The sequence below is a fragment of the Geodermatophilus saharensis genome (assembly GCF_900188205.1).
GTDB lineage: Bacteria > Actinomycetota > Actinomycetes > Mycobacteriales > Geodermatophilaceae > Geodermatophilus > Geodermatophilus saharensis.
Genome location: NZ_FZOH01000001.1, coordinates 762,148 through 784,224, shown reverse-complemented (window position 1 = coordinate 784,224; position 22,077 = coordinate 762,148). Strand labels below are relative to the sequence as shown.

Below are 22,077 nucleotides of genomic sequence, written 5' to 3'. Positions count from 1 at the left end.
CGCCGTCGGTGCACCGCCGTCTTTCGAACGATTCTCTGGGAGTGATCCACCGTGGCTGCCGTGTGCGACGTCTGTGGCAAGGGGCCCGGTTTCGGTATGTCGGTGTCGCACTCGCACCGCCGCACGCCGCGCCGTTGGAACCCGAACATCCAGTCGGTGCGGGCGCTGGTCGCCCCCGGCAACCGCCGCCGCATCAACGCCTGCACCTCCTGCATCCGCGCGGGCAAGGTCGTCCGCGCCTGATCGAAGGGCCACCCTCCTCCCCACGCCTCGCTCCGCTCGGCGCGGGTCCCTGGAGGGTGGCCGTTCCAGCACGTCACGTGCCCGGCGCGGACCCCTGGGGGGTGGCCGTTCCAGCACGTCACCGGGACCCCGGAGGTCATCGACCTCCGGGGTCCTCGGCGTGACTACGGCCGGATGCCGCGGGCGCGGGCCGCGGTGACCACCAGGTCGACCACGGCCGGCAGCGGCAGCGCCGTCCCGTCGACGACGAGGTGGTAGTGCCGCGCCGACGCCGGGTCGCACCGGTAGTAGTGCCGCACGTACGCCTCGCGGGTGCGGTCGTTGGCCTCCATCTCCCGGCGCAGCTCCTCCTCGGGCCGCCGGTAACGCCCGACCGCCGCCCGCAGCCGCGCCTCCGGCGGCCCGTCGAGCCGCACGTGCAGGACGTCGGGGCGCCCGCGCAGCACCATCGCGCCGGCCCGGCCGAGCACCACGCCACCGTCGCCGTCGGCGATCTCCCGCAGCACCCGCTCGGTCTGCTCCCGGTAGGCCCGCTCGTCGGGCTCGTCGGTGATCGGCACGACCCCGCCCACCGGGTCGGGCATCGCCCCGAGCGAGGCCACCAGCCGCCACAGGCCGCGCACGACGCGCTCGTCGTTGGCCTCGGCGTCGTCCCGGGACACCCCCAGCCGGCCGGCCACCCGCGCCGGGATCGCCCGGTCGTGGAAGGCCAGCCCGAGCCGCTCGGCGACGGCGGCGCCCACCTCCGGGCCGCCCGCGCCGTACGAGGCGGAGATCGTCACGACGCCCACGGCCGCTCCTCCTCCCCCGGTCGGTCCTCCGTCAGGTCCCTGCCCAGGAACACCGCACCGGGCGCATCGGCGTAGATGCCGTACCCGGGGACCGGCCGGTAGCCCATCGCCCCGTACAGCGCGAGCGCCTCGGGCTGGCGGTCCCCGGAGTTGAGGACCACCGACCGGTACCCGGCGGCGCGGGCGGAGTCCTCCAGCGCCCGCACCAGCACCTGCGCCAGCCCGAGCCGGCGGGAGCCGGGGACGACGTAGACCCGCTTGACCTCGACGACGCCCGCCCCGACGTCCTCGCCGTCGTCGGTGTGCCGCCGCCAGGCGCCGCAGCCGGCGGGCCGCCCGTCCACCTCGGCGACGAGGAACAGCCCTGCCGGCGGCACGAACTCGGCCGGGTCGACCGCGGCGCCGTCGGGGCCGCCGTAGCGGTCGACGTACTCCTGCTGCACCCGGGCGACGAGGTCGCGCGCCACCGGGTCGTCGTAGGGCACCGCGCGCAGCCGGGCGAGCGACCCGTCGCGCAGCCGGTGCTCAACCGAAGTGGACATGCCCGGTCCCCCCTGCTCCCACGGCCACGGCGACGTCGGCCGCCGGCTCGCCGCTCACCGTGACGCCCGGCCGGCCCTCGTGCACCTGCCCGACCACCGTCCAGCCCCCGGGCAGCACGGTGCCGCGGGGGAAGGTCGCCAGCAGGGCGTGGTCCTCCCCGCCGGTGAGCACCCAGGCCAGCGGGTCGGCACCGAGGGCGGCCGCCACCTGCTGCAGCGGCCCCGGCGGCTCGAGCATCGTGCGCACCAGTGCCGCCCGGTCGACGTCGACGACGACGCCGCTGGCGGTGGCGAGGTGCCCGGCGTCGGCGAGCAGCCCGTCGCTGACGTCGCACATGGCGGTCGCCCCGGCGTCGGCCGCGGCGGGACCGGCGGCGTAGGGCGGGCTGGGCCGGCGGTGCGCGGTGACAGCGGCCAGCGGGCTGCTGAAGCCCCGGCGCAGCACGGCCAGCCCGCAGGCCGACCAGCCCAGCCGCCCGGCCACCGCCAGCACGTCACCGGGGCGGGCACCGGAGCGCAGCACCGGCGCGCGCCCGCCCAGGTCGCCCAGCGCGGTCACCGACAGCACGACCGCGCCGCTGCCCGGCGCCGACGCCACGGTGTCCCCGCCGACGACGGCCGCACCCAGCGGCGCGCACTCGGCGGCCATGCCGGCGGCCACCCCCTCCAGCCACGAGGTCGGGGTGTCGGCCGGGCAGGCCAGCCCGACGAGCAGCGCGGTCGCCACGCCGCCCATCGCGGCGACGTCGGCGAGGTTGGCGGCGGCGGCCTTGTGGCCCACGTCCTCGGCCGAGGACCAGTCGCGGCGGAAGTGGCGGCCCTCCACCAGGACGTCGGTGGTGGCGACCACCCGCCCGTCGGGGACGCGCAGCACCGCCGCGTCGTCACCCGGGCCGACCTCGGCGGCGGCGGCCGACCCGGCGTGGGCCACCACGCGGGCGATCACGCCGAACTCGCCGACCACCCGCACGGTGTCGGCCAGGTCGCCGCGCCCGGTCAGCGGTCGGGGCCGTGTCACCGGTGCCCTCCCGCTGCTGCGGTAGGTTGCGATCGAGTCCACCAGCCGGGGCCGGGGAGCCGCCGGACGTGCTGCCCGAGGAAGGTCGTTCCGTGGTCCACGCCTACATCCTGATCCAGACCGAAGTCGGCAAGGCCGCCCAGGTGGCCACGACGATCAGCGAGATCGCCGGCGTGACGAAGGCCGAGGACGTCACCGGCCCGTACGACGTGATCGTCCGCGCCGAGGCGGAGAGCGTCGACGCGCTCGGCCGCCTGGTGGTGGCGCGGGTGCAGTCGGTGGACGGGATCACCCGCACGCTGACCTGCCCCGTCGTCAACATCTGAGCAGCTGAGCGAGCAGTCCCCCGCCGGGGAGCCGGCGCCGCCGGCCGGGCGCCCCGACCCGCTGCGCCGCCTGGCGCTGATCGCGGTGGCCGTGGTGGTCCCCGTGCTGGTCGTGGTGCTCGTGCTCGTCCGGGTCGTCGGTGACGACGGCGGTGGCGACGACGGCGGTACCGACGACGGCGGCGCGGTCGCCGACGTCAGCGGTGGTGCCGGGCAGCAGCGCGCGGAGGACCTGCCGGTGCTGCCGGTCGAGGTCCCGCCGCCGACGCCCGAGGCGGACGCGGCCTGCCCGGCGCTGATGGGCGCGCTGCCGCTGGACCTGCTCGGCGAGCCCGCCCGGCTGGTCGACTCCGACACGCCCTACGCCGCCGCCTGGGGCGACCCCGCCGTCGTGCTGGTGTGCGGGGTGCCGCAGCCGGAGGGGCTCGACGCCGGGGCCGGCCTGCTGCAGATCAACGAGGTCACCTGGTTCGTGGAGCAGTCCGACGAGGCCACCGTGTGGACCGCCGTCGACCGCGCGGTGTTCGTCCGGGTCACGCTGCCGCCGGACGTCGACAGCGCCCCGGTGACCGTGCTCAGCGACGTCCTCGCCGACACGCTGCCCCCGCGCTGAGCCGCGCTCCGGCGCTCAGGCCGGGGGCAGCGCCTCGAGCTGCGCCAGCACCACGTCGCGCGCCTGGCCGGTGGCCGCCTCCTCGGTGCCGGCCACGACGGTCACCGCGACGCTGAACGCGCCGTGCCCGCACCAGGCGAACGCGGTCGGCCCGGTCAGGCCGGTCGCGGGGTCGGCCTCGGGCACGGTCAGCGTGCTGCAGCCGTCCGGCAGGCCGTCGGGGTCGTGGCGCAGCACGCCGTCGTAGACCTCGGCGTCGTTGCCGGCGAGGTCGCGGGCGTAGGAGCCCGCGCCGGCGGCGTCGTCGAACTGGTCGAGGAAGACGCTGGTCAGCGGACCGGTGGTGGAGCCCCAGAACCGCTCCCAGCCGTGCCGGTAGCCGTAGTCGCGCAGCACCGCCCGCTCCCGCGCCGGGTCCTCGGCGTAGGAGGCGACGTCGTCGACGGTCTTGGCGCCGGCCGGCGGCTGCAGGTCGCCGTCGGGGATCCGGGGCAGGCCGGAGGGCACCTCGGTGAGCACCAGCTCGCCGAGCGCCTCGACGCTGTCCGGCGTCGGCGACGCCGGCGCCGGGGTGGCGCTGCCGGCCTCGGGAGCGGTGCAGCCGGCCAGCGCGAGCGCCCCGGCCAGCAGCGCGGCCGCGGGCGCGAAGGAGGTCACCGACCGGCCGGCCGGCCCGCCCGCGCGAGCGCGGAGGCGACCAGCCGGTCCACCAGCTCGGGGTAGGACACCCCGCTGGCCGCCCACATCCGCGGGTACATCGAGATCGAGGTGAAGCCGGGCATGGTGTTGACCTCGTTGACCACCAGGCGGTCCTCGCCGTCGGGGCCGGTGCCGAGGAAGAAGTCGACCCGCGCCAGCCCCTCGCAGTCCAGCGCGCGGTAGGCCCGGCAGGAGGCCTGCTGCACCGCCCGGGTCTGCTCGGGGGTGAGGTCGGCCGGGACGTCGAACTCGACGGCGTCCTCGAGGTACTTGGCGTCGAAGTCGTACCAGTCGGTGCCCGGCTTGAGCCGGATCTCCGCGGGCACGCTGGCCTGCGGCGGCCCCCCGTCGGGGCCGGCCAGCACGCCGCACTCGACCTCCCGGCCGGGGACGGCGGCCTCGACGACGACCTTCGGGTCGACGACGGCCGCGGTGGCCACCGCCTCGGGGAACTGCGCCCAGTCGGTCACCTTGGTGATGCCGATGCTCGACCCGGCGCGCGCGGGCTTGACGAACACCGGCAGCCCGAGCCGCTCCCGGTCGGCGGCGGAGAGCACGTCGGGGTCGGGGCACACCGCCCCGCCGGCGTCGCGCAGCACCACGTGGTCGCCCTGGGGCACCCCGGCCGAGGCCAGCAGCTTCTTGGTGAACTCCTTGTCCATCGAGGCGGCGCTGGCGAACACGCCCGACCCGACGTAGGGCAGCCCGCTCATCTCCAGCAGCCCCTGGATGGTGCCGTCCTCGCCGTAGGCGCCGTGCAGCACGGGGAAGACGACGTCGACCTCGGTGAGCGCCGCGCCGATCCCGGCCGCGGGCTCGAGCACCGCCAGCCCGCGCCCGGCCGGGTCGCCGACCAGCGACACCGCCGTCCCGCCGGTGACCTCGGGCAGCTGCCCGTCGGTGATCGCCAGCCGCTGGCCGGCCCCGGGGAGCACCCAGCGGCCGTCGCGGGCGATGCCGACCGGCACCACCTCGTAGCGCTCCGGGTCCAGCGCGGCGATCACGCTCCCCGCCGAGATGCAGGAGATGGCGTGCTCGGCGCTGCGCCCTCCGAACACGACCGCGACGCGCACCCTGCCTGTCCCGCTCATCGCGGCCGACCCTAGTCGACGCCCCCGCCCGACCCGCGTCTCCCGCGGGGTTCCGGCCCGCCCCGTGTGGGAACCTCACTCCCGATGCGGGAGAACGCGGCCCCTCCGGTGGACCCCCGGCCCCCGGCGACGACGGCGCACCAGGGGGACGGCCACGGGGACGTGCGCGCTGCCGCGCGCCACCCGCTGTCCCTGCGGCTGGCCGGTGCGGCGGTGCACGCCTACACCGCGCTCGGCTCGGTGCTGGCGCTGCTGGTGGTGCTCGCCGCGCTGGAGGGCGAGGCCGTCACCGCGCTGTGGCTGGGGCTGGCGGCGCTGTGGATCGACGGCACCGACGGGATGCTGGCCCGCCGCGCACGGGTCAAGGAGACGATCCCCTGGTTCGACGGCGCGCTGCTGGACAACATCGTCGACTACCTGACCTACGTCTTCGCGCCCGTCGTCCTGCTGTGGACCACCGGCGCGCTGACGCACGACTGGCGCGGCTGGGTGCTCGCCGCGCTGCCGCTGCTGGCCTCGAGCTACCAGTTCTGCCGGGTCGACGCGAAGACCGACGACCACACCTTCCTGGGCTTCCCGAGCTACTGGAACGTCGTCGCCTTCTACGTCGTCGTCCTGGACCTGCCCCAGCCGGTGGTCGCCGCCGCGCTGGTCGTCTTCTCGGTCCTGGTGTTCGTCCCGGTGCGCTACCTCTACCCGTCGCGCACCGAGGCGCTGTGGCCGGTGAGCATGGGCCTGACCGTCGTCTGGCTGGTGACCTACGCGGTGCTGCTGCTGCAGTACCCCGACCCGCACCCGGTCGTCGTCGCGCTGTCGTTCGCCTACGTCGTCTACTACCTGGCCTTCAGCGGCTGGCTCACCGCCCGCGCCGCCCACCGCCGGCGCAGGGCGGCCCGCTCGGCCTGACGCCCGGGGCCGGGCGTGTGCGCCGGCGCCGGGTCCTGGGGGACGCAACGCGGCCTCGGCGCACACCGTCACCGGTGGGACGGTGCTGTGCGTCCGTGGCGCATCCCCCGGCCAGGACGCGCCACCGGTGCACATCGCCGCCCGTGCCGACGTCTCCGGCCCGAGCGCGTGCGCCTCCGTCGGGTTCCGCGGGCCGGGACGCGGCGCCGGCGCACACGCTGGGGTCACGGTGCTCAGAACGGGGCGCGCACCACCAGCTCGACGTTGCGGTCGGCGGGCGTGCCGGCCAGCGGCGAGCCCAGCCCCGCCCACGGCACGTTGGCCGACAGCTCCCGGTGCAGCGCGGCCAGCGCCGCCGGCTCCCCCGCGGCGGGGTCGGCGGCGCCCGGCGGCCGCGCGGGGCTGCCGTGGTCGACCATCGTGCAGACCAGCGACAGCGTGCCGTCGCCGTTGTCGAGGACCTCGACCAGCCGGGCCTGCCCTGGCCAGTCGACGACGGCGCAGGTGGCCACCTCCCACAGCCCGCGGCCGGGCTCGGAGGGGTGGGCCCAGGCCCGCACCTCGCTGACGTGGGTGTGCCCGTTGAGCCACAGCACCACGTTCGGCCAGCGGTGCAGCAGCCGCAGCAGCTCGGGGGCGCCCAGCGCGTCGTCGCCGGCCGCGGGACGCCCGCCGAGGGCGTCGGAGCGGGTCAGCGTGCTCGACCCGTGGTGCGACAGCAGCACCACCAGCCGGTCGGCGTTGCCGGTGGCCACCCGGGTGCCGTCGGGGCCGGGGGCCGACGAGGACACCTCGCGCAGCCGCTCCTCCAGCCACCGCGCCTGCGCCGCGTCGACCGAGCCGGCCGCGCCGCCGGTGACCCGGGTGGTGTCCAGGCAGACGACGCGGACGCCGGGCACGCCGTCCCAGGCGTAGTGGGCGGTGCCCTCGCGCAGGTTGTCCTCGGTGAAGCCGTGCCCGGCCGGCTGCCCGGGGTCGGCGAGGTGCGCGGCGACGAAGGACCGGCGGTCGATGAACCGGCGGTCGGCCACCGGCGTCACCGGCCGCGAGACGGCGGTGGTGAAGACCTCCGAGGAGTGCGTGAACAGCGCCAGCGCGTCGTCGAGGGCCAGCCCGGGGTCGACGTCGACCGGCTTGCGGCCGGCGCCGAGCACCTCGGCCAGCGCGGGCGTGGGCACGCCCACGCCCTGGATGAGCGCCTCGTGGTTGCCGTGGCAGCCCAGCCACGGCACCTGCAGCCCCTCGGCGGGGAACGCCGCGAACGCCGCCTCCAGCAGCCCCGGCCGCGCCGGGAAGCCGAACCGCTCGCGGTACAGGCCGCCGTCGTCGTCGGGCCGCCAGAACAGGTCGTGCGGCCAGCCGGAGGCCTGGACGCCGTCGTAGGCGGTCAGGCCCGCACCGGGTGAGACCGCTCCCCCGCGCAGCACCGCGAGGAACAGCTCCAGCTCGTTCCACTGGGCGTTGTCGATGGCGTCGCCGGTGGTCACCACCACCTGCAGCGGCTCGCCGGTGCGCGGCGCGCCGGCCAGGCCGTTGAGCGTGCGCACGAGGGCGTCGACGGCGTGCGCGGTCAGCGCCTCCTGCGGCCGGTGCATGGGCACCAGCGCGCGCATCCGGGGGTCGGCCTCGAAGCGGTGGAAGAACTCGAACCGCGCCGGGGAGCAGACGTCGGCCAGCTGCAGGTCGGTGACGTGCGCCAGGCAGGCCAGCGCCCGCACCCCGCGCCGCGGCGGCTCCCACGCCCGCCCGACCAGCTCGCGGCGCACCCGGTGCGGCTCCCCCGCGGTCCACGCCAGCGCCCGGTAGTCGCCGTCGCGGCCGCGGTGCAGCACGGGGCCGGCGGCGAGGACGCGGTCGAGGGTGGTGCGGCTCATCCGATCAGACGGCGTCGAGCGCGGCGGTGAGGTCGGCGACGACGTCGGCGGTGTCCTCGATGCCGCAGGAGAAGCGCAGGAACCCGCCGGGCACCGCGTCACCGCCCCACTGCGCGCGGCGGTCGACGGTCGAGTGCACGCCGCCGAAGCTCGTCGCCGCCGTCCACAGCCGGGCCGCGGCGAGGAAGCGGGAGACGGCGGCCTCGTCGGCGAGCCCGGCGGAGACGACGCCGACCGGGCGCAGCATCTGCCGGGTGGCCAGCGCGTACGAGGGGTCCTCCGGGCGCCACGGCCACCGCACCCCGGTCACCGCGGGGTGCGCGGCCAGGACCTCCGCGACGGCGGCGGCGGTCTCCGCCTGGCGGGCCAGCCGCAGGTCCAGCGTGCTCATCGACCGGTGCCCGAGCCACGCGTCGAACGCGCCCGGCGTGGCGCCGGTGTGGTCGCGCCAGCCCTTGAGCCGGTCGTACAGCTCGTCGGAGGCGGTGCTGACGTGGCCGAGGAGCAGGTCGCTGTGCCCGGTGAGCGCCTTGGTGTCGGCGCCGACGGTCAGGTCGGCGCCGAGTGCCAGCGGCCGCTGCCCGAGCGGGGTGGCGGTGGTGTTGTCGACGGCCAGCAGCGCCCCGGAGGCGCGGGTGGCCCGGGCGACGGCGGCGACGTCGCACACGTCGAGCTGCGGGTTGCTCGGCGTCTCGAGGACCACCATGCGGGCGCCGTCGAGGTCCCCGCGGGCGGCGGCGTCGGCGATCCCGGTGGTCGGCACGTACTCGACCCGGATCCCCAGCCGCTCCAGCTCGTCGCGGGCCAGCAGCCGGGTCGTGTAGTAGCCGTCGGCGGGCAGCACCAGCCGGTCGCCGGCCGACACCAGCGCCATCACCGTGGCGGTGATCGCGGCCATCCCGGTGGCGAAGGACAGGCAGCGGCCGCCGTCGAGCTCGCCGACCGCGGTCTCGAACGCGCGGGACGTGGGGTGCTCGGTGCGGGCGTAGGCGTCGGCGCCGTCGGCCCGCGGCGGGCGGTCCCCGAGGTGGAAGGGCGCGGCGAACACCGGCGAGGGCCGCAGCGGCGTGCCGGGCACCGGGGGCGCCTCACCCGCGCGGACCGACCGGGTGCCGTCCCCCCACCCGTCGGGCAGCCTGCTCACTCCGGCTTGGCTTCCCGGCTCATGATCTCCTTCAGCACCGCGCCGGCGGGGACGCCGTCGTGGCAGATCTTCACGACGGCCTCGGTGAGCGGGACGTCGACGCCGTGCGCGCGGGCCAGGTCGAGCACCGGCCGGCAGCTCTTGACGCCCTCGGCGGTCTGGCGGGTGGTGGCCTGCACCTCCTCCAGCGACAGGCCGCGGCCGAGCTTCTCCCCGAACGTGCGGTTGCGCGACAGCGGCGAGCTGCAGGTGGCCACCAGGTCGCCGAGGCCCGCGAGCCCGGCGAAGGTGGCCGGCTCCGCACCGAGCGCGATGCCCAGCCGGGCGGTCTCGGCCAGGCCGCGGGTGATGAGCGAGGCGCGGGTGTTGTCGCCGAACCCCATCCCCTCGGCGATGCCGCAGGCCAGCGCGATGACGTTCTTCACCGCCCCGCCGAGCTCGCAGCCGACCAGGTCGAGGTTGGTGTAGGGCCGGAAGTAGGGCGTGTGGCAGGCCGCCTGGACGGTGGCCGCGCGGTCGCCGTCGGGGCAGGCGATCACGGTGGCCGCCGGCTGCTCCTCGGCGATCTCCCGGGCGAGGTTGGGGCCCGACAGCGCCGCCACCCGGTCCGGGCCCGCGCCGGTGACCTCGCAGATGACCTCGCTCATCCGCTTGGTGCTGCCGAGCTCGATGCCCTTCATCAGCGACAGCAGCGTGGCGTCCGGCGGCAGCAGCGGCGTCCACTGCTGCAGGTTGGCCCGCAGCGACTGCGAGGGGACGGCGAGGACGACGACGTCGGCGCCGTCGAGGGCCCGCCCGGCGTCGGTGGTCGCGGTCAGCGCCTCGGGCAGCCGGACGCCGGGCAGGTAGTCCGGGTTCTCCCGGCCCTCGGTGATCGCCGCGGCCAGCTCCGGGCGGCGGGCGTGCAGGGTGACCGAGCAGCCGGCGTCGGCGAGCACCTTGGCGAACGTCGTCCCCCAGGAGCCGGCCCCGAGGACGGCGGCGCGCGTCCCGCTCACGCGGCGCTCCCCGGGACGTCGCCGGGCAGCTGCCGGCCCGGGCGGGCGGCGAAGCCGGGCGGCGCCGGTTCGCCGCGGACGACGGCCAGCTGGTCACGCACCCGGCCCATGATGGTGTCGGTGACCTCGCGCAGCAGGTCGGGCGTGAGCGGGCGCCCGGCGCGGACCTCCGCGCGCAGCGCCGAGAGGTCCACTGGCTCGCCGACCAGGTAGTCCGTGGGCGTGCGCAGCCGCAGGTGCAGCTTCTTGGTGTGGTAGTCGTGCACCCGCTGCGGGCCCCACTGCGCCACCGGCAGCACCACCGCGTCGGTGGTCAGCGCCAGCCGCGCGACGCCGGTGCGGGCCTGCATCGGCCACCACCGCGCGTCGCGCGTGACCGACCCCTCGGGGTAGATGACGACGACGTTGCCGGCCTCGAGGTCGGCGGCGGCCGCCGCCAGCGCGCCACGGGCCTCGGACGAGCCGCGGGCGACCGGGATCTGCCCGGCGTGGCGCAGGATCGCGCCGGCGACACCCTTGAAGACCGCCGCCTTGGCCAGGAAGTGCGGGATCCGGCCGTTGTCGTAGACCAGGCGGGCGCAGGCGAGGGGGTCGAGCACCGAGACGTGGTTGACCACCAGCAGCACCGGGCCGGTGCGCGGGATCCGCTCGCCGTGCCGGTAGCGCAGCCGGAACAGCAGCGAGGCCACCGGGTAGACCACGACCACGGCCAGCCGCAGCGACCAGGGCAGCCGTCCGCGCTCGTGCAGCACCCGCGGCCCTGCCTGCCCCGGGACCGCGGGGGTCCCCGGGGTCGGGTCCTCGGTCACCGGCATCCCTCCGCTCTGGTGGCGACCGGCACATGATCGACCCTCCCCGGCGCCGGCGTGCGCACCGGGGGTCCCGCACCGCACGCGCGCCGTCGCCGGTGTGCTCACATGGGACCGTGCGGTGGTCCCTGGTCGTCCCGGCGAAGCGGCTCGGCGCGGCCAAGACCCGCCTGGCGCCGCTGACCGGCGGCGGGCACGGGAGCGGGCACGGGGACGGGCACGGGCTGCACGCCGAGCTGGTGCTGGCCCTGCTCGCCGACACCGTCGCCGCGGGGCGCGCCTGCCCCGCGGTGGCCGACGTCCTCGTGGTCACCGACGACGAGCGCGCCGCGGCGGTCGTGCGGGCGCTGGGGGCGCGCACCGTGCCCGACGAGCCCGACCGGGGGCTCAACCCGGCGCTGGCGCACGGCGCGCGGGCCAGCGGGTCGGCCGCCGTCGCGGCGCTGTCGTCGGACCTGCCGGCGCTGCGGCCGGGCGAGCTGGCCGCCGCGCTGGGGGCGGCCGCCGCCGTCCCGCGCGGGTTCGTCGCCGACGCCGCCGCCACCGGCACCACGCTGCTGACCGCGGTCGGCGTTGCCCTGGACCCGCGGTTCGGCCGCGGCTCGGCCGCCGCGCACGCCGCCTCCGGGGCGCTCGCGCTGACCGGGGACTGGCCGGGCCTGCGCCGCGACGTCGACACCCCGGCCGACCTGCGCGAGGCCGCCGGGCTCGGCCTGGGCCCGGCGACGGCGGCCCTGCTCCCCCGGCTCCCCCGGCCGGCGGCCTGACACCGGCCGCCGCCCGTCGCCGTTCACCCGGGTGGGGCACGATGACGGCGTGGTAGCCGAGACGACCTCCCCGCTCGCCGGGCCCGAGAGCACCGCCGCACCGCAGGAGGGCGCGGCGCTGCCGGCCGACCGCTTCCTCAACCGCGAGCTGTCGTGGCTGGACTTCAACAGCCGCGTGCTCGAGCTCGCCGAGGACGCCTCCCTGCCGCTGCTCGAGCGGGTCAAGTTCCTGGCGATCTTCGCCGGCAACCTCGACGAGTTCTACATGGTCCGCATCGCCGGGCTGAAGCGCCGGCAGAGCACGGGCCTGACGGTGCGCTCCCCCGACGGGCTGACCATCCGCGAGCAGCTGGCGCGGGTCACCGCCCGCACCCAGGAGCTGGTGCACCGGCACGCGCTGGTGTTCCAGCAGGACGTCGCGCCACGGCTGGAGGCCGAGGGCATCCGGATCGTGCACTGGGGCGACCTCGCCGAGACCGAGACCCGGCGGCTGCGCGAGTACTTCCGCGACCAGGTCTTCCCGGTGCTCACGCCGCTGGCGGTCGACCCCGCGCACCCCTTCCCCTACATCAGCGGGCTCTCGCTCAACCTCGCCGTCCAGGTGCGCGACCCCGAGACCGGCGCCCCCCGCTTCGCCCGGCTCAAGGTGCCCAACAACGTGCCGCGGTTCGTGACGGTGGGCTCGCGGGACTCCGCCACCTTCCTGCCGCTGGAGGAGCTCATCGCCGCGCACCTGCCGGCGCTGTTCCCCGGTCTCGACGTGGTCGACCACCACCTGTTCCGGGTGACCCGCAACGCCGACGTCGAGGTCGAGGAGGACCGCGACGAGGACCTGCTGCAGGCCCTCGAGCGGGAGCTGGCCCGCCGCCGCTTCGGCCCGGCGGTGCGGCTGGAGGTGACCGAGACGATGGACCCGCAGATCCTCGCCGTCCTGGTCTCCGAGCTCGAGGTCGACCCGCAGGACGTCGTCACCGTCCCGGGGCTGCTGGACCTCTCGGCGCTGTGGGCGCTCTACGGCCTGGACCGCCCCGAGCTCAAGGACGAGCCGTTCGTCCCGGCCACGCACCCGCGGCTGTCGGAGGGCGAGACGCCCAAGAGCGTGTTCGCCACGCTGCGCGAGGGCGACGTGCTCGTCCACCACCCGTACCACTCGTTCGCCACGAGCGTGCAGCGGTTCATCGAGCAGGCCGCCGCCGACCCGCACGTGCTGGCGATCAAGCAGACGCTGTACCGCACCTCGGGGGACTCGCCCATCGTCACCGCGCTGATCGAGGCGGCCGAGGCCGGCAAGCAGGTCGTCGTCCTGGTGGAGATCAAGGCGCGCTTCGACGAGGAGGCCAACATCACCTGGGCCCGGTCGCTGGAGCGGGCCGGCTGCCACGTCGTCTACGGGCTGGTGGGGCTGAAGACCCACTGCAAGACGGCGCTGGTGGTGCGCCGCGAGAGCGGCGTCATCCGCCGCTACGTGCACATCGGCACGGGCAACTACAACCCCAAGACGGCGCGGCTGTACGAGGACCTCGGCATCCTCACCGCCGACCCGCGGGTGGGCGCCGACCTCACCGACCTCTTCAACGTGCTGACCGGCTACTCGCGGCAGACGAGCTACCGGCAGCTGATGGTGGCGCCGCACGGCATCCGCACCGGGCTGGTCGAGAAGATCCGCCGCGAGGCGCGGCACGCGGCGCAGGGCCGCCCCGCCGGCATCCGCATCAAGGTGAACTCGCTGGTCGACGAGCAGGTCATCGACGCGCTCTACGAGGCCTCGCGGGCCGGGGTGGCGGTGGAGCTGTTCATCCGCGGCATCTGCGCGCTGCGCCCCGGGGTGTCCGGGCTGTCGGAGAACGTGCGGGTGCGCTCGGTCGTGGGCCGCTTCCTCGAGCACTCGCGGGTCATGGCGTTCACCAACGGCGGCGAGCCGGAGTGGTGGATCGGCAGCGCCGACCTCATGCACCGCAACCTCGACCGGCGGGTGGAGGTGCTGCTGCGGGTCTGCGACGACACCGCGCAGCGCGAGCTGCAGCGGGTGTTCGACGCCTCGATGGCCCCGGGCGTGCGGTGCTGGGAGCTCGGCCCCGACGGCGCGTGGGTCCGCACCGGCGAGTTCGACTACCAGGCCCGTCTCGTGCGCGCGGTGACCGAGCATGCCGGCTGAGCGGACGCGCGCCGTCGTCGCGGCGGCCGGCGGGGTGGTGTGGCGCCCGGCCGACGGCGGCGGCGTCGAGACCGTCGTCGTCCACCGCCCGCGCTACGACGACTGGTCGCTGCCCAAGGGGAAGCTCGACGCCGGGGAGAACGCGCTGGCCGCGGCGGTCCGCGAGGTGTGCGAGGAGACCGGCCTGCAGGTGGTGGCCGGCCGGCGCAGCGTGCGCACCCACTACGAGGTCGCCGTCGGCCCCAAGCACGTCGACTACTGGCTCATGCAGGCGGTGGACGCGGGGGCGTTCGAGCCCAACGACGAGGTCGACGAGCTGCGCTGGCTGTCGGTGGCCGACGCCGCGGCGCTGGTCACCCACCCGCACGACCGCGCGGTGCTCACCGACCTCGACCGCGACGACGTCCCGCGGGCGCCGTCGCTGCTGCTCGTGCGGCACGCCAAGGCCGGCAGCCGGCGCGAGTGGGACGGCCCCGACGAGGAGCGCCCCCTCGACGCGCAGGGACGGCGGCAGGCCCAGCAGCTGGCCGCGGTGCTGCCGGTGTTCGGCCCGCTGGAGCTGTTCAGCGCCGAGCGGGTGCGCTGCCGGCAGACGCTCGAGCCCCTGGCGCAGCGGCTGGGGCTGGAGGTCCGCCCGCTGCCCGAGCTCGGCGAGGAGGAGTACTCCGCCGACCCGCAGGCCGGGCTAGCCGCGCTCGAGCGGCTGCTGGAACCCCCGCCCACCCCGGGCGTGCGGGTGGTGTGCAGCCAGGGCGGGGCGATCCCGGCCGCGCTCGCCGGGCTCGGCGTGCGCTTCGGCGGCACCCGGGTGGCCCCGCCGGCGGCCAAGGGCAGCGTGTGGGTCCTCGGCGGCCGCCCGGGGCAGCTGTCGGCCGACTACTACCGCGACCTCGGCCCCGACCCCGACGCCCCCTAGGCAGGCAGCGCCGTCGGCAGCCAGGGCGGGCGGCGGGCCTCGTGGGCCTCGATGTCGGCGAGGTGCCGCTCGGTGAGCCCGACGTCGTCGAGGCCCTCCAGCAGCCGCCAGCGGGTGTAGTCGTCGATCTCGAACGGCACCGTCGTGTCGCCGTGGGTCACCGTCCGCGCCTGCAGGTCGACCGTCACCGGCGTCGCGGGCTCGGCCTCGACCGCCGCCCACAGCGCCTCGACGTCGGCCTGCGGCAGCACGACGGTGAGCAGCCCCGACTTGGTCGAGTTGTTGCGGAAGATGTCGGCGAACCGCGAGCTGATGACGACGCGGAAGCCACCGTCGAGCAGCGCCCAGCAGGCGTGCTCCCGCGACGAGCCGGTGCCGAAGTCGGGGCCGGCCACCAGGATCGAGGCCCCGGCGTGCTCGGGCCGGTTCAGCACGAAGTCCGGCTCGTTGGTGCGCCAGGCGACGAACAGGCCGTCCTCGAACCCGGTGCGGGTGATCCGCTTGAGGTACTCGGCCGGGATGATCTGGTCGGTGTCGACGGCGCTGCGCCGCAGCGGGGCCGCGGTGCCGGTGTGGGTGGTGAAGGGCTGCATCTCAGACTCCAGCGGTCGCGGGGGCGTCGGTCAGGTCGGCCGGGGCGGTGAGCCGGCCGGTGAGCGCGGTGGCGGCCGCGACCGACGGGGACACCAGGTGGGTGCGCCCGCCCTTGCCCTGCCGGCCCTGGAAGTTGCGGTTGCTGGTCGAGGCCGACCGCTCCCCCGGCGCCAGCTGGTCGGGGTTCATGCCCAGGCACATCGAGCACCCGGCCCCCCGCCACTCGGCGCCGGCCTCGGTGAACACCCGGTCCAGGCCCTCCGCCTCGGCCTGCAGCTTGACGCCGACGGACCCGGGGACGACGAGCATGCGGGTGTTCGGGTCGATGCGCCGGCCGCGCAGCAGCTCCGCGGCGGTGCGCAGGTCCTCGATGCGGCCGTTGGTGCACGAGCCGAGGAAGACGGTGTCCACCTCGATCTCGCGCAGCGGGGTGCCCGGGGTCAGGCCCATGTAGGCCAGCGCCTGCTCGGCGGCGCGCCGCTCGTGGTCGTCGGCGAACTCGGCCGGGTCGGGTACCCGGCCGGTGATCGGCAGGCCCTGGCCGGGGTTGGTGCCCCAGGTGACGAACGGCGCGAGGTCGGCGGCGTGGAGGACGACCTCGGTGTCGAAGACCGCGCCGTCGTCGGTGTGCAGCGAGCGCCAGTGCTCGACGGCGGCGTCCCAGTCGGCGCCCTGCGGGGCGTGCGGGCGCCCCTGCAGGTAGGCGAACGTGGTCTCGTCGGGGGCGATCATCCCGGCGCGGGCGCCGGCCTCGATCGACATGTTGCAGATCGTCATCCGGGCCTCCATCGACAGCGCCCGGATGGCGCTGCCGCGGTACTCGATGACGTGACCGGCGGCGCCGTTGGTGCCGATCTGGGCGATGACGGCGAGGATGACGTCCTTCGCCGAGACGCCCTCGGGCAGCTCGCCCTCGACGGTGACCGCCATCTGCCGGGGCCGCTTCTGCGGCAGCGTCTGCGTGGCCAGCACGTGCTCGACCTCGCTGGTGCCGATGCCGAAGGCCAGCGCACCGAACGCGCCGTGGGTGGAGGTGTGGCTGTCGCCGCAGACGATCGTCATGCCGGGCTGGGTGAGGCCGAGCTGGGGGCCGATGACGTGCACGATGCCCTGGTCGCGGTCGCCCATCGGGGCCAGCCGGATGCCGAACTCGGCGGCGTTGGCCCGCAGCGCCTCGACCTGCGCGCGGCTCACCGGGTCGGCGATCGGCGCCAGCACGTCGAGGGTGGGGACGTTGTGGTCCTCGGTCGCCATGGTGAGGTCGGGACGGCGGACCGGGCGGCCGGCCGCCCGCAGGCCGTCGAAGGCCTGGGGGCTGGTCACCTCGTGCACGAGGTGCAGGTCGATGTAGAGCAGGTCGGGCTCGCCCTCGGCGCTGCGCACGACGTGCGCGTCGTAGACCTTCTCGGCCAGGGTCTTCGGCACGGGTCCCTCCAGGTGGGTGGTCCCACGGTGGCCATCCCACGACGTGAGATGGGAGTATCGCGGTGTGGGACAGCCTAACCCGGTGGCCGTGCTGGACAAAGCCGTGACGATCCTCCGTGCCGTCGCGCACGAGCCCGCGTCGCTCGCCGACCTGGTCGGGCGCACCGGGCTGCCGCGCGCGACCGCCCACCGCCTCGCCGTCGCGCTGGAGGGCCACCGGCTGCTGCGGCGCACCGCGGCCGGCGCCTGGGCGCCCGGGCCGGCGCTGGTCGAGCTCAGCCACGGCAGCGTCGACCTCGCCCAGGTGGCCGGCCGGCACCTGGTGGCGCTGCGCGACGTGAGCGGCGAGAGCGCGCAGTTCTACGTGCGCGAGGGCGGCTCGCGGGTGTGCGTGGCGGTGGCCGAGCGGGCGCACGGCCTGCGCGACACCGTCCCGGTCGGGGCGCGGCTGCCCATGACGGCGGGCTCGGCGGCGCACGCGCTGCTGGCGTTCGCGCCCGCCGAGGAGGTCACCCCGCTGCTGCCGGGCGCCAGCTTCACCGCCCGCACGCTGCTCGACGTACGCCGGCGCGGGTGGGCGCACAGCGTCGCCGAGCGCGAGGCCGGCGTGGCCTCGCTGTCGGCACCGGTGCGCGACCCTGCCGGCGCCGTGCTCGGCGCGGTGTCGATCTCCGGCCCGGTCGAGCGGCTGGGCCGCCGGCCCAGCCCGGAGGTGGTCGGCGCGGTGCTGGAGACCGCCGCGGCCATCGCCCGCGCCGCGAGCTGAGGGTGGGCGCGGGCGCCGCGTTCCAGCGCGTGGAACGCGGCGCCTGCGCACACGCCGCCGCCGGGCCCGCCGGGCTCAGTGCCCCCGGGCCTGCGGCGTGCCGCTGCCGTCGTCCTCGGGGTCCTGCCGGTCCGGCGGCGCCTCGACGACGATCGGGCGCAGCCGTACCCACAGCGCGAAGGCCGCGGCGAAGACGAGCATCGCCAGCCCCGCCCACAGGTTGGCGTTGACGTCACCGGTCCGGTCCCGGTCGGACGGGGTGTCGCCGAACAGACCCACGAGGACCAGCACGACCCCGTAGAAGCCGATCAGTGCGGCGATGACGTTGCGGACGTCGAAGGCGCCGGCCGCGTGCTTCGTCCCGGCGGAGCCGGAGGTGCTGCTGCTCATGACCGTGCTCCTGACGTCAGCGGAAGATCACGTTGAGGATGATGACCATGACCAGCGCGATGCCGGCCAGCTTGGTCGGCGACTGGTACCAGGGCAGCCGGTGCGCGTCGGGGTCGGTGCGCTGCTCCTTGGGTGTCTCGGAGTAGACGAGCCCGGCGAGCTGGGCGACCGGCTTGGGCGCGGTGACCTGGCTGACCACGACGCTGACGACGATGTCGACGAGGAAGGCGGCACTCGCGGCGACGAAACTCGCGCCCTGTCCACCGATCGGGAGGACACCCAGCGACGCCGCCCCGAACGCGTCCTCGCTGAGGAAGGCGACGGCGACCGCGGCCAGCGTCCCGGACACCAGGCCCATCCAGCCCGCCGTCGGCGTCATCCGCTTCCAGAACATGCCGAGGATGAACGTGGCGAACAGCGGGGCGTTGAAGAAGCCGAACAGCGTCTGCAGGTAGTCCATCAGGTTGGTGTAGCCGGACGCGATGATCGCCGTCCCGATGGCGGCGACGGTGGCGCCGACGGTCGCCCACCGGCCGACGGCGAGGTAGTAGCCGTCGGGCCGGTCCTTCTTCACGTACTGCTGCCACAGGTCGTAGCTGAAGACGGTGTTGAAGGCGGAGATGTTGGCCGCCATGCCCGCCATGAACGCCGCCAGCAGGCCGGCGAGCGCCACCCCGAGCAGCCCGTTGGGCAGGGTGTCGCGGATGAGCAGCAGGATCGAGTTGTTGTAGTCGAAGTCCGTCGCCGACGACGCCCGGGCCTCGACCACCTCCGGGACCAGGACCGTGGCGATGATGCCCGGGATCACGACGATGAACGGCACGAACATCTTCGGGAAGGCACCGATGATCGGCGTGCTCCGGGCCGCGGACATCGACTTGGTCGCCATCGCCCGCTGGACCTCGACGAAGTTCGTCGTCCAGTAGCCGAAGGACAGCACGAAGCCGAGGCCGAAGACGATGCCGATCACCGACAGGACGGGGCTGCCGATCCCGGACAGCTCCGTGGCCGGCCACGACGTGAGCTCCTCGGCGCGGCCGGAGTCGGTGACCCGGTCGACGAGCCCGCCGACGCCGCCGACGCGGTGCAGGCCGATCAGCGTCAGCGGCAGCAGCGCGGCCACGATGACGAAGAACTGCAGGACCTCGTTGTAGATGGCCGCCGACAGCCCGCCGAGTGTGATGTAGCTGAGCACCACCGCGGCCGCGACGATCAGCGACAGCCACAGTGGCCAGCCCAGCAGCGCCTCGACGATCGTGGCCAGCAGGTAGAGGTTGATGCCGGCGATGAGGATCTGCGCCAGGGCGAAGCTGAGCGCGTTGACCAGGTGGGCCCCGGTGCCGAACCGGCGGCGCATGAACTCCGGGACGCTGCGGACCTTCGACCCGTAGTAGAAGGGCATCATCACGACGCCCAGGAACAGCATGGCCGGGACCGCGCCGATCCAGAAGTAGTGCATGGTGGCCAGGCCGAACTGCGCGCCGTTGGCCGACATGCCGACGATCTCGACGGCCCCGAGGTTGGCCGAGATGAACGCCAGCCCGGTGACCCACGCGGGCAGCGAGCGGCCCGACAGGAAGAAGTCCAGGCTGTCGGACACCCGTCTGCGTGCAGCGGCACCGATCATCAGCACCACGCCGAAGTAGGCGGCCACCAGCAGGTAGTCGACGAACGTCGCGTCGAGTCTCAGGTCCTCCACGGGGGCCTCCAGTCGAGGTCGGTCAGGTCAGGCGTCGGGCTCCCGCCGAGGGGACCACGACGAAGGAGCGGGGGGCACTCGCACGGTCGGCGACGGCCGTGCTGACGGCGTCCACGGCCCCGGCGTCGACCAGCGCGACGGCGCTGCCGCCGAAGCCGCCGCCGACCATCCGGGCACCGTGGGCGCCGGCGTCCAGCGCCGCCTCGACGACGGCGTCGAGCGCGGGCACGGAGACCTCGAAGTCGTCGCGCAGCGAGGCGTGCCCGGCGGTGAGGACCGGCCCGATCGCGCGCGGGTCGGCCCCGCCGCGCAGCAGCGCGACCACCTCGGCCACCCGCGCGTCCTCGGTGACGACGTGGCGGGCCCGGCGCAGCAGCACCGCGCCCTCCTCGCTGCCGTCGTCGAGCGGGGCGAGGTCGGCGACGTCGTGCACGTCGCACAGCAGCTCGACGCCCAGCCGCCGGGCGGCCTCCTCGCACTGCCGGCGGCGCTCGCCGTAGCCGCTCTCGGCGTGGTCGTGGGTGGTGCCGGAGTCGACGACGAGCAGCGCCAGGCCGGCGGCCTCGAGGTCGAGCGGCACCTGGTCCCAGCTGCGGTCGCGGGTGTCGAGGTGCAGCGCGTGACCGGCGGTGCACAGCACCGACGCCGACTGGTCGAGGATGCCGGTGGGCGCGCCGACGAAGTCGTTCTCGGCCCGCCGGGCGACGTCGACGAGGTCGTCGGGGCTCAACCCCAGCCCGAGCAGGTCGCTCACCGCCAGGGCGACGGCGCACTCCAGGGCCGCCGACGACGACAGCCCGGCACCGGAGGGCACGTCGCCGTCGACGACCAGGCTCAGCCCGCCGGGCACGGACGCGCGCACCTGCTCGACGACGCCGGCGGGGTAGCCGGCCCAGCCGCCCGGCGTGCCGGGGGTGAGGTCGGCGACCGCGACGTCGGCGTCGGACCCCGGGTGCTGCAGGGAGGCGAGGACCAGCCGGCCGTCGTCGCGGCGGGCGACGGCGGCCCGGGTGGTGTGCGGCAGGGCGACGGGCAGGACGTGCCCGCCGTTGTAGTCGGTGTGCTCGCCGATGACGTTGACCCGGCCGGGCGCGGCCCAGACGCCCTCGGGCGCGGCGCCGAAGCGGTCGGTGAAGGCCTCGGCCGCGCGGGCCGCCGCCGTCGCGTCGTCGGGGACGCCGCTGTCGGGGGCGACGCTCACGGGACCACCACGGCCCGCAGCTGCTCGGCGACGTCCTCGGGGTTGGTGTCGGTGATGAACGCCCCCATGCCCGACTCCGAGCCGGCCAGGTACTTGAGCTTGCCCGGCGCGCGGCGCAGCGAGAACAGCTGCAGGTGCAGCCACCAGTCCTCGCGGCCGGTGCGCACCGGCGCCTGGTTCCAGGCGGCGATGTAGGGCATCGGGGTGTCGAAGCGGTGCGCGAAGCGGCCCAGCACGTCGAGGTAGATCGCGGCGAGGTCGTCGCGCTCGGCGTCGTCGAGGGCGGGCAGGTCGGGCACCCGGCGGGTGGGGAACAGCTGCACCTCGTAGGGCCAGCGGGCCGCGGCCGGCACGAAGGCCACCCACGAGTCGTTGGCCGCCACCACCCGCGGGCCGCTGCGCTCGGCCTCGACCACCTCGGCGAACAGGTCGCCGCCGGTGGCCTCCCGGTGCCGGCGCACCGAGGTCAGCAGCCGCTCCACCCGCGGCGTCACGAACGGGTAGGCGTAGATCTGCCCGTGGGGGTGCGACAGCGTCACCCCGATCTCCTCGCCGGAGTTCTCGAAGCAGAACACCTGCTCGACGCCGTCGATCGCGCCCAGCTCGGCGGTGCGGTCGGCCCACACGTCGACGACCAGGCGCGCCCGGTCGCGGCCCAGGCCGGCGAAGTGCTGGTCGTGGTCGCTGGTGAACAGGACGACCTCGGTGCGGCCCAGCCCGGGGCGCAGCTCGGCCAGCGGGGCCCCGGGCGCGATCGGCGGGAGGTCGGTGTCGACCCCCGTGGACAGCGACGGGAAGCGGTTCTCGAAGACGACGACCTGGTACTCGGAGTCGGGCACCTCGGTGGGCCGGCCCGGCCGGGAGGGGTCCAGCGGGCACTGGTCGGCCGGCGGCAGGAACGTGCGGGTCTGCCGGTGCGCGGCGACGACCACCCACTCGCCCAGCAGCGCGTCCCACCGCAGCTGCGAGCGGGTGCTCACCGGCGGCAGGTCGCGCGTGTCCTCGGCGGCGTGGGCCCCTTCGGCGGGGACGCTGCCGTCGGCGTCGAAGTAGATGATCTCGCGGCCGTCGGCCAGCCGGCGAGAGGTCCGGATCACCCTGCGCTACCTC

Annotated in this window: 23 protein-coding genes; 8 read left to right on the top strand and 15 right to left on the bottom strand. The window is 75.8% G+C overall.

Annotated features, from left to right (window positions below):
- Nucleotides 1-51 precede the first annotated feature (51 nt).
- Nucleotides 52-243: a 50S ribosomal protein L28 gene (gene rpmB / locus CHC04_RS03735; RefSeq protein ID WP_012950027.1), complete on the top strand. Its 192-nt coding sequence runs from the start codon at nt 52-54 to the stop codon at nt 241-243.
- 164 nt (nt 244-407) lie between these two features.
- Here the strand turns inward: rpmB and CHC04_RS03730 are convergent, their stop codons facing one another.
- From CHC04_RS03730 to CHC04_RS03720, 3 genes are read right to left on the bottom strand one after another with little or no spacing between them, the layout of a single operon-like run.
- On the bottom strand, nt 408-1,034 hold the full coding sequence (locus tag CHC04_RS03730) for a cytidylate kinase-like family protein (protein WP_089402492.1): 627 nt from the start codon (nt 1,032-1,034) through the stop codon (nt 408-410).
- Nucleotides 1,022-1,576, bottom strand: coding sequence for a GNAT family N-acetyltransferase (locus CHC04_RS03725; RefSeq protein ID WP_089402491.1), 555 nt, complete (start codon nt 1,574-1,576; stop codon nt 1,022-1,024). The genes CHC04_RS03730 and CHC04_RS03725 overlap by 13 nt, the downstream gene beginning before the upstream one ends.
- On the bottom strand, nt 1,560-2,594 hold the full coding sequence (locus CHC04_RS03720; protein ID WP_245816961.1) for a thiamine-phosphate kinase: 1,035 nt from the start codon (nt 2,592-2,594) through the stop codon (nt 1,560-1,562). The genes CHC04_RS03725 and CHC04_RS03720 overlap by 17 nt, the downstream gene beginning before the upstream one ends.
- A 68-nt stretch (nt 2,595-2,662) precedes the next feature.
- Here CHC04_RS03720 and CHC04_RS03715 point away from each other — a divergent pair, with 68 nt between their 5' ends.
- Nucleotides 2,663-2,920, top strand: coding sequence for an Lrp/AsnC ligand binding domain-containing protein (locus CHC04_RS03715; RefSeq protein WP_245816960.1), 258 nt, complete (start codon nt 2,663-2,665; stop codon nt 2,918-2,920).
- An 85-nt stretch (nt 2,921-3,005) separates the two neighbouring features.
- Nucleotides 3,006-3,533 carry a DUF3515 domain-containing protein gene (locus CHC04_RS03710; RefSeq protein WP_245816959.1) on the top strand — a complete coding sequence of 176 codons (528 nt, stop codon included), beginning with the start codon at nt 3,006-3,008 and terminating at the stop codon, nt 3,531-3,533.
- Nucleotides 3,534-3,548: 15 nt separating this feature from the next.
- On the opposite strand, the gene CHC04_RS03705 is transcribed toward CHC04_RS03710, so the two are convergent.
- Together CHC04_RS03705 and CHC04_RS03700 are read right to left on the bottom strand one after the other, a co-directional pair.
- A complete protein-coding gene (locus CHC04_RS03705; protein WP_089402488.1) occupies nt 3,549-4,190 on the bottom strand; it encodes a hypothetical protein in 642 nt (213 codons plus the stop codon).
- Nucleotides 4,187-5,323, bottom strand: a complete 1,137-nt coding sequence (locus tag CHC04_RS03700; protein ID WP_089402487.1) for a D-alanine--D-alanine ligase family protein — start codon at nt 5,321-5,323, stop codon at nt 4,187-4,189. The genes CHC04_RS03705 and CHC04_RS03700 overlap by 4 nt, the downstream gene beginning before the upstream one ends.
- A 162-nt stretch (nt 5,324-5,485) precedes the next feature.
- Here CHC04_RS03700 and CHC04_RS03695 point away from each other — a divergent pair, with 162 nt between their 5' ends.
- Nucleotides 5,486-6,229 (top strand): CDP-alcohol phosphatidyltransferase family protein, encoded by a 744-nt coding sequence (locus CHC04_RS03695; RefSeq protein WP_245816958.1) that lies wholly within the window; start codon nt 5,486-5,488, stop codon nt 6,227-6,229.
- Between the two features lie 233 nt (nt 6,230-6,462).
- Here the strand turns inward: CHC04_RS03695 and CHC04_RS03690 are convergent, their stop codons facing one another.
- Genes CHC04_RS03690 through CHC04_RS03675 form a run of 4 tightly spaced genes read right to left on the bottom strand, consistent with a single transcriptional unit; the run spans nt 6,463 to nt 11,060 of the window.
- Nucleotides 6,463-8,103 (bottom strand): TIGR03767 family metallophosphoesterase, encoded by a 1,641-nt coding sequence (locus CHC04_RS03690; RefSeq protein ID WP_089402486.1) that lies wholly within the window; start codon nt 8,101-8,103, stop codon nt 6,463-6,465.
- A gap of 4 nt (nt 8,104-8,107) precedes the next feature.
- The gene (locus CHC04_RS03685) at nt 8,108-9,247 is read right to left on the bottom strand and encodes a cystathionine gamma-lyase (RefSeq protein WP_245816957.1); all 1,140 of its coding nucleotides are present in this window, start codon (nt 9,245-9,247) and stop codon (nt 8,108-8,110) included.
- A complete protein-coding gene (locus tag CHC04_RS03680; protein WP_089402485.1) occupies nt 9,244-10,245 on the bottom strand; it encodes an NAD(P)H-dependent glycerol-3-phosphate dehydrogenase in 1,002 nt (333 codons plus the stop codon). The genes CHC04_RS03685 and CHC04_RS03680 overlap by 4 nt, the downstream gene beginning before the upstream one ends.
- Complete coding sequence (locus CHC04_RS03675) at nt 10,242-11,060, bottom strand: lysophospholipid acyltransferase family protein (protein WP_089402484.1); 819 nt, start codon at nt 11,058-11,060, stop codon at nt 10,242-10,244. The genes CHC04_RS03680 and CHC04_RS03675 overlap by 4 nt, the downstream gene beginning before the upstream one ends.
- Nucleotides 11,061-11,170: 110 nt before the next feature.
- Here CHC04_RS03675 and cofC point away from each other — a divergent pair, with 110 nt between their 5' ends.
- The 3 genes from cofC to CHC04_RS03660 are packed head-to-tail and all read left to right on the top strand — an operon-like array spanning nt 11,171 to nt 14,892.
- Complete coding sequence (cofC, locus tag CHC04_RS03670) at nt 11,171-11,821, top strand: 2-phospho-L-lactate guanylyltransferase (RefSeq protein ID WP_245816956.1); 651 nt, start codon at nt 11,171-11,173, stop codon at nt 11,819-11,821.
- Nucleotides 11,822-11,870: 49 nt separating this feature from the next.
- Nucleotides 11,871-13,976: an RNA degradosome polyphosphate kinase gene (locus CHC04_RS03665; protein WP_245816955.1), complete on the top strand. Its 2,106-nt coding sequence runs from the start codon at nt 11,871-11,873 to the stop codon at nt 13,974-13,976.
- The gene (locus CHC04_RS03660; protein ID WP_089402481.1) at nt 13,966-14,892 is read left to right on the top strand and encodes an NUDIX hydrolase; all 927 of its coding nucleotides are present in this window, start codon (nt 13,966-13,968) and stop codon (nt 14,890-14,892) included. The genes CHC04_RS03665 and CHC04_RS03660 overlap by 11 nt, the downstream gene beginning before the upstream one ends.
- On the opposite strand, the gene leuD is transcribed toward CHC04_RS03660, so the two are convergent.
- Together leuD and leuC are read right to left on the bottom strand one after the other, a co-directional pair.
- Complete coding sequence (gene leuD, locus CHC04_RS03655; protein WP_089402480.1) at nt 14,889-15,485, bottom strand: 3-isopropylmalate dehydratase small subunit; 597 nt, start codon at nt 15,483-15,485, stop codon at nt 14,889-14,891. The two genes, CHC04_RS03660 and leuD, sit on opposite strands and share 4 nt — an antisense overlap.
- A gap of 1 nt (nt 15,486) precedes the next feature.
- Nucleotides 15,487-16,911, bottom strand: a complete 1,425-nt coding sequence (gene leuC / locus CHC04_RS03650) for a 3-isopropylmalate dehydratase large subunit (RefSeq protein ID WP_089402479.1) — start codon at nt 16,909-16,911, stop codon at nt 15,487-15,489.
- Nucleotides 16,912-16,927: 16 nt separating this feature from the next.
- Here leuC and CHC04_RS03645 point away from each other — a divergent pair, with 16 nt between their 5' ends.
- A complete protein-coding gene (locus CHC04_RS03645; protein WP_342743460.1) occupies nt 16,928-17,677 on the top strand; it encodes an IclR family transcriptional regulator in 750 nt (249 codons plus the stop codon).
- 75 nt (nt 17,678-17,752) lie between these two features.
- Here the strand turns inward: CHC04_RS03645 and CHC04_RS03640 are convergent, their stop codons facing one another.
- From CHC04_RS03640 to galT, 4 genes are read right to left on the bottom strand one after another with little or no spacing between them, the layout of a single operon-like run.
- Complete coding sequence (locus CHC04_RS03640) at nt 17,753-18,067, bottom strand: hypothetical protein (RefSeq protein WP_089402477.1); 315 nt, start codon at nt 18,065-18,067, stop codon at nt 17,753-17,755.
- Between the two features lie 16 nt (nt 18,068-18,083).
- Entirely contained in the window at nt 18,084-19,766 is a 1,683-nt protein-coding gene (locus CHC04_RS03635; protein WP_089402476.1) for a sodium:solute symporter family protein, read from the bottom strand.
- A gap of 22 nt (nt 19,767-19,788) precedes the next feature.
- Entirely contained in the window at nt 19,789-20,967 is a 1,179-nt protein-coding gene (gene galK / locus CHC04_RS03630; RefSeq protein WP_089402475.1) for a galactokinase, read from the bottom strand.
- Nucleotides 20,964-22,064, bottom strand: a complete 1,101-nt coding sequence (gene galT, locus CHC04_RS03625) for a galactose-1-phosphate uridylyltransferase (RefSeq protein ID WP_089402474.1) — start codon at nt 22,062-22,064, stop codon at nt 20,964-20,966. The genes galK and galT overlap by 4 nt, the downstream gene beginning before the upstream one ends.
- Between the last annotated feature and the right edge of the window lie 13 nt (nt 22,065-22,077).

Excerpts from the sequence above, each read along its gene's own strand:
- CHC04_RS03725 (WP_089402491.1), bottom strand. The coding sequence starts at position 1,576 with ATGTCCACTTCGGTTGAGCACCGGCTGCGCGACGGGTCGCTCGCCCGG.
- CHC04_RS03700 (WP_089402487.1), bottom strand. The coding sequence starts at position 5,323 with ATGAGCGGGACAGGCAGGGTGCGCGTCGCGGTCGTGTTCGGAGGGCGC.
- CHC04_RS03690 (WP_089402486.1), bottom strand. The coding sequence starts at position 8,103 with ATGAGCCGCACCACCCTCGACCGCGTCCTCGCCGCCGGCCCCGTGCTG.
- CHC04_RS03675 (WP_089402484.1), bottom strand. The coding sequence starts at position 11,060 with ATGCCGGTGACCGAGGACCCGACCCCGGGGACCCCCGCGGTCCCGGGG.
- CHC04_RS03660 (WP_089402481.1), top strand. The coding sequence starts at position 13,966 with ATGCCGGCTGAGCGGACGCGCGCCGTCGTCGCGGCGGCCGGCGGGGTG.
- leuD (WP_089402480.1), bottom strand. The coding sequence starts at position 15,485 with ATGCAGCCCTTCACCACCCACACCGGCACCGCGGCCCCGCTGCGGCGC.
- CHC04_RS03640 (WP_089402477.1), bottom strand. The coding sequence starts at position 18,067 with ATGAGCAGCAGCACCTCCGGCTCCGCCGGGACGAAGCACGCGGCCGGC.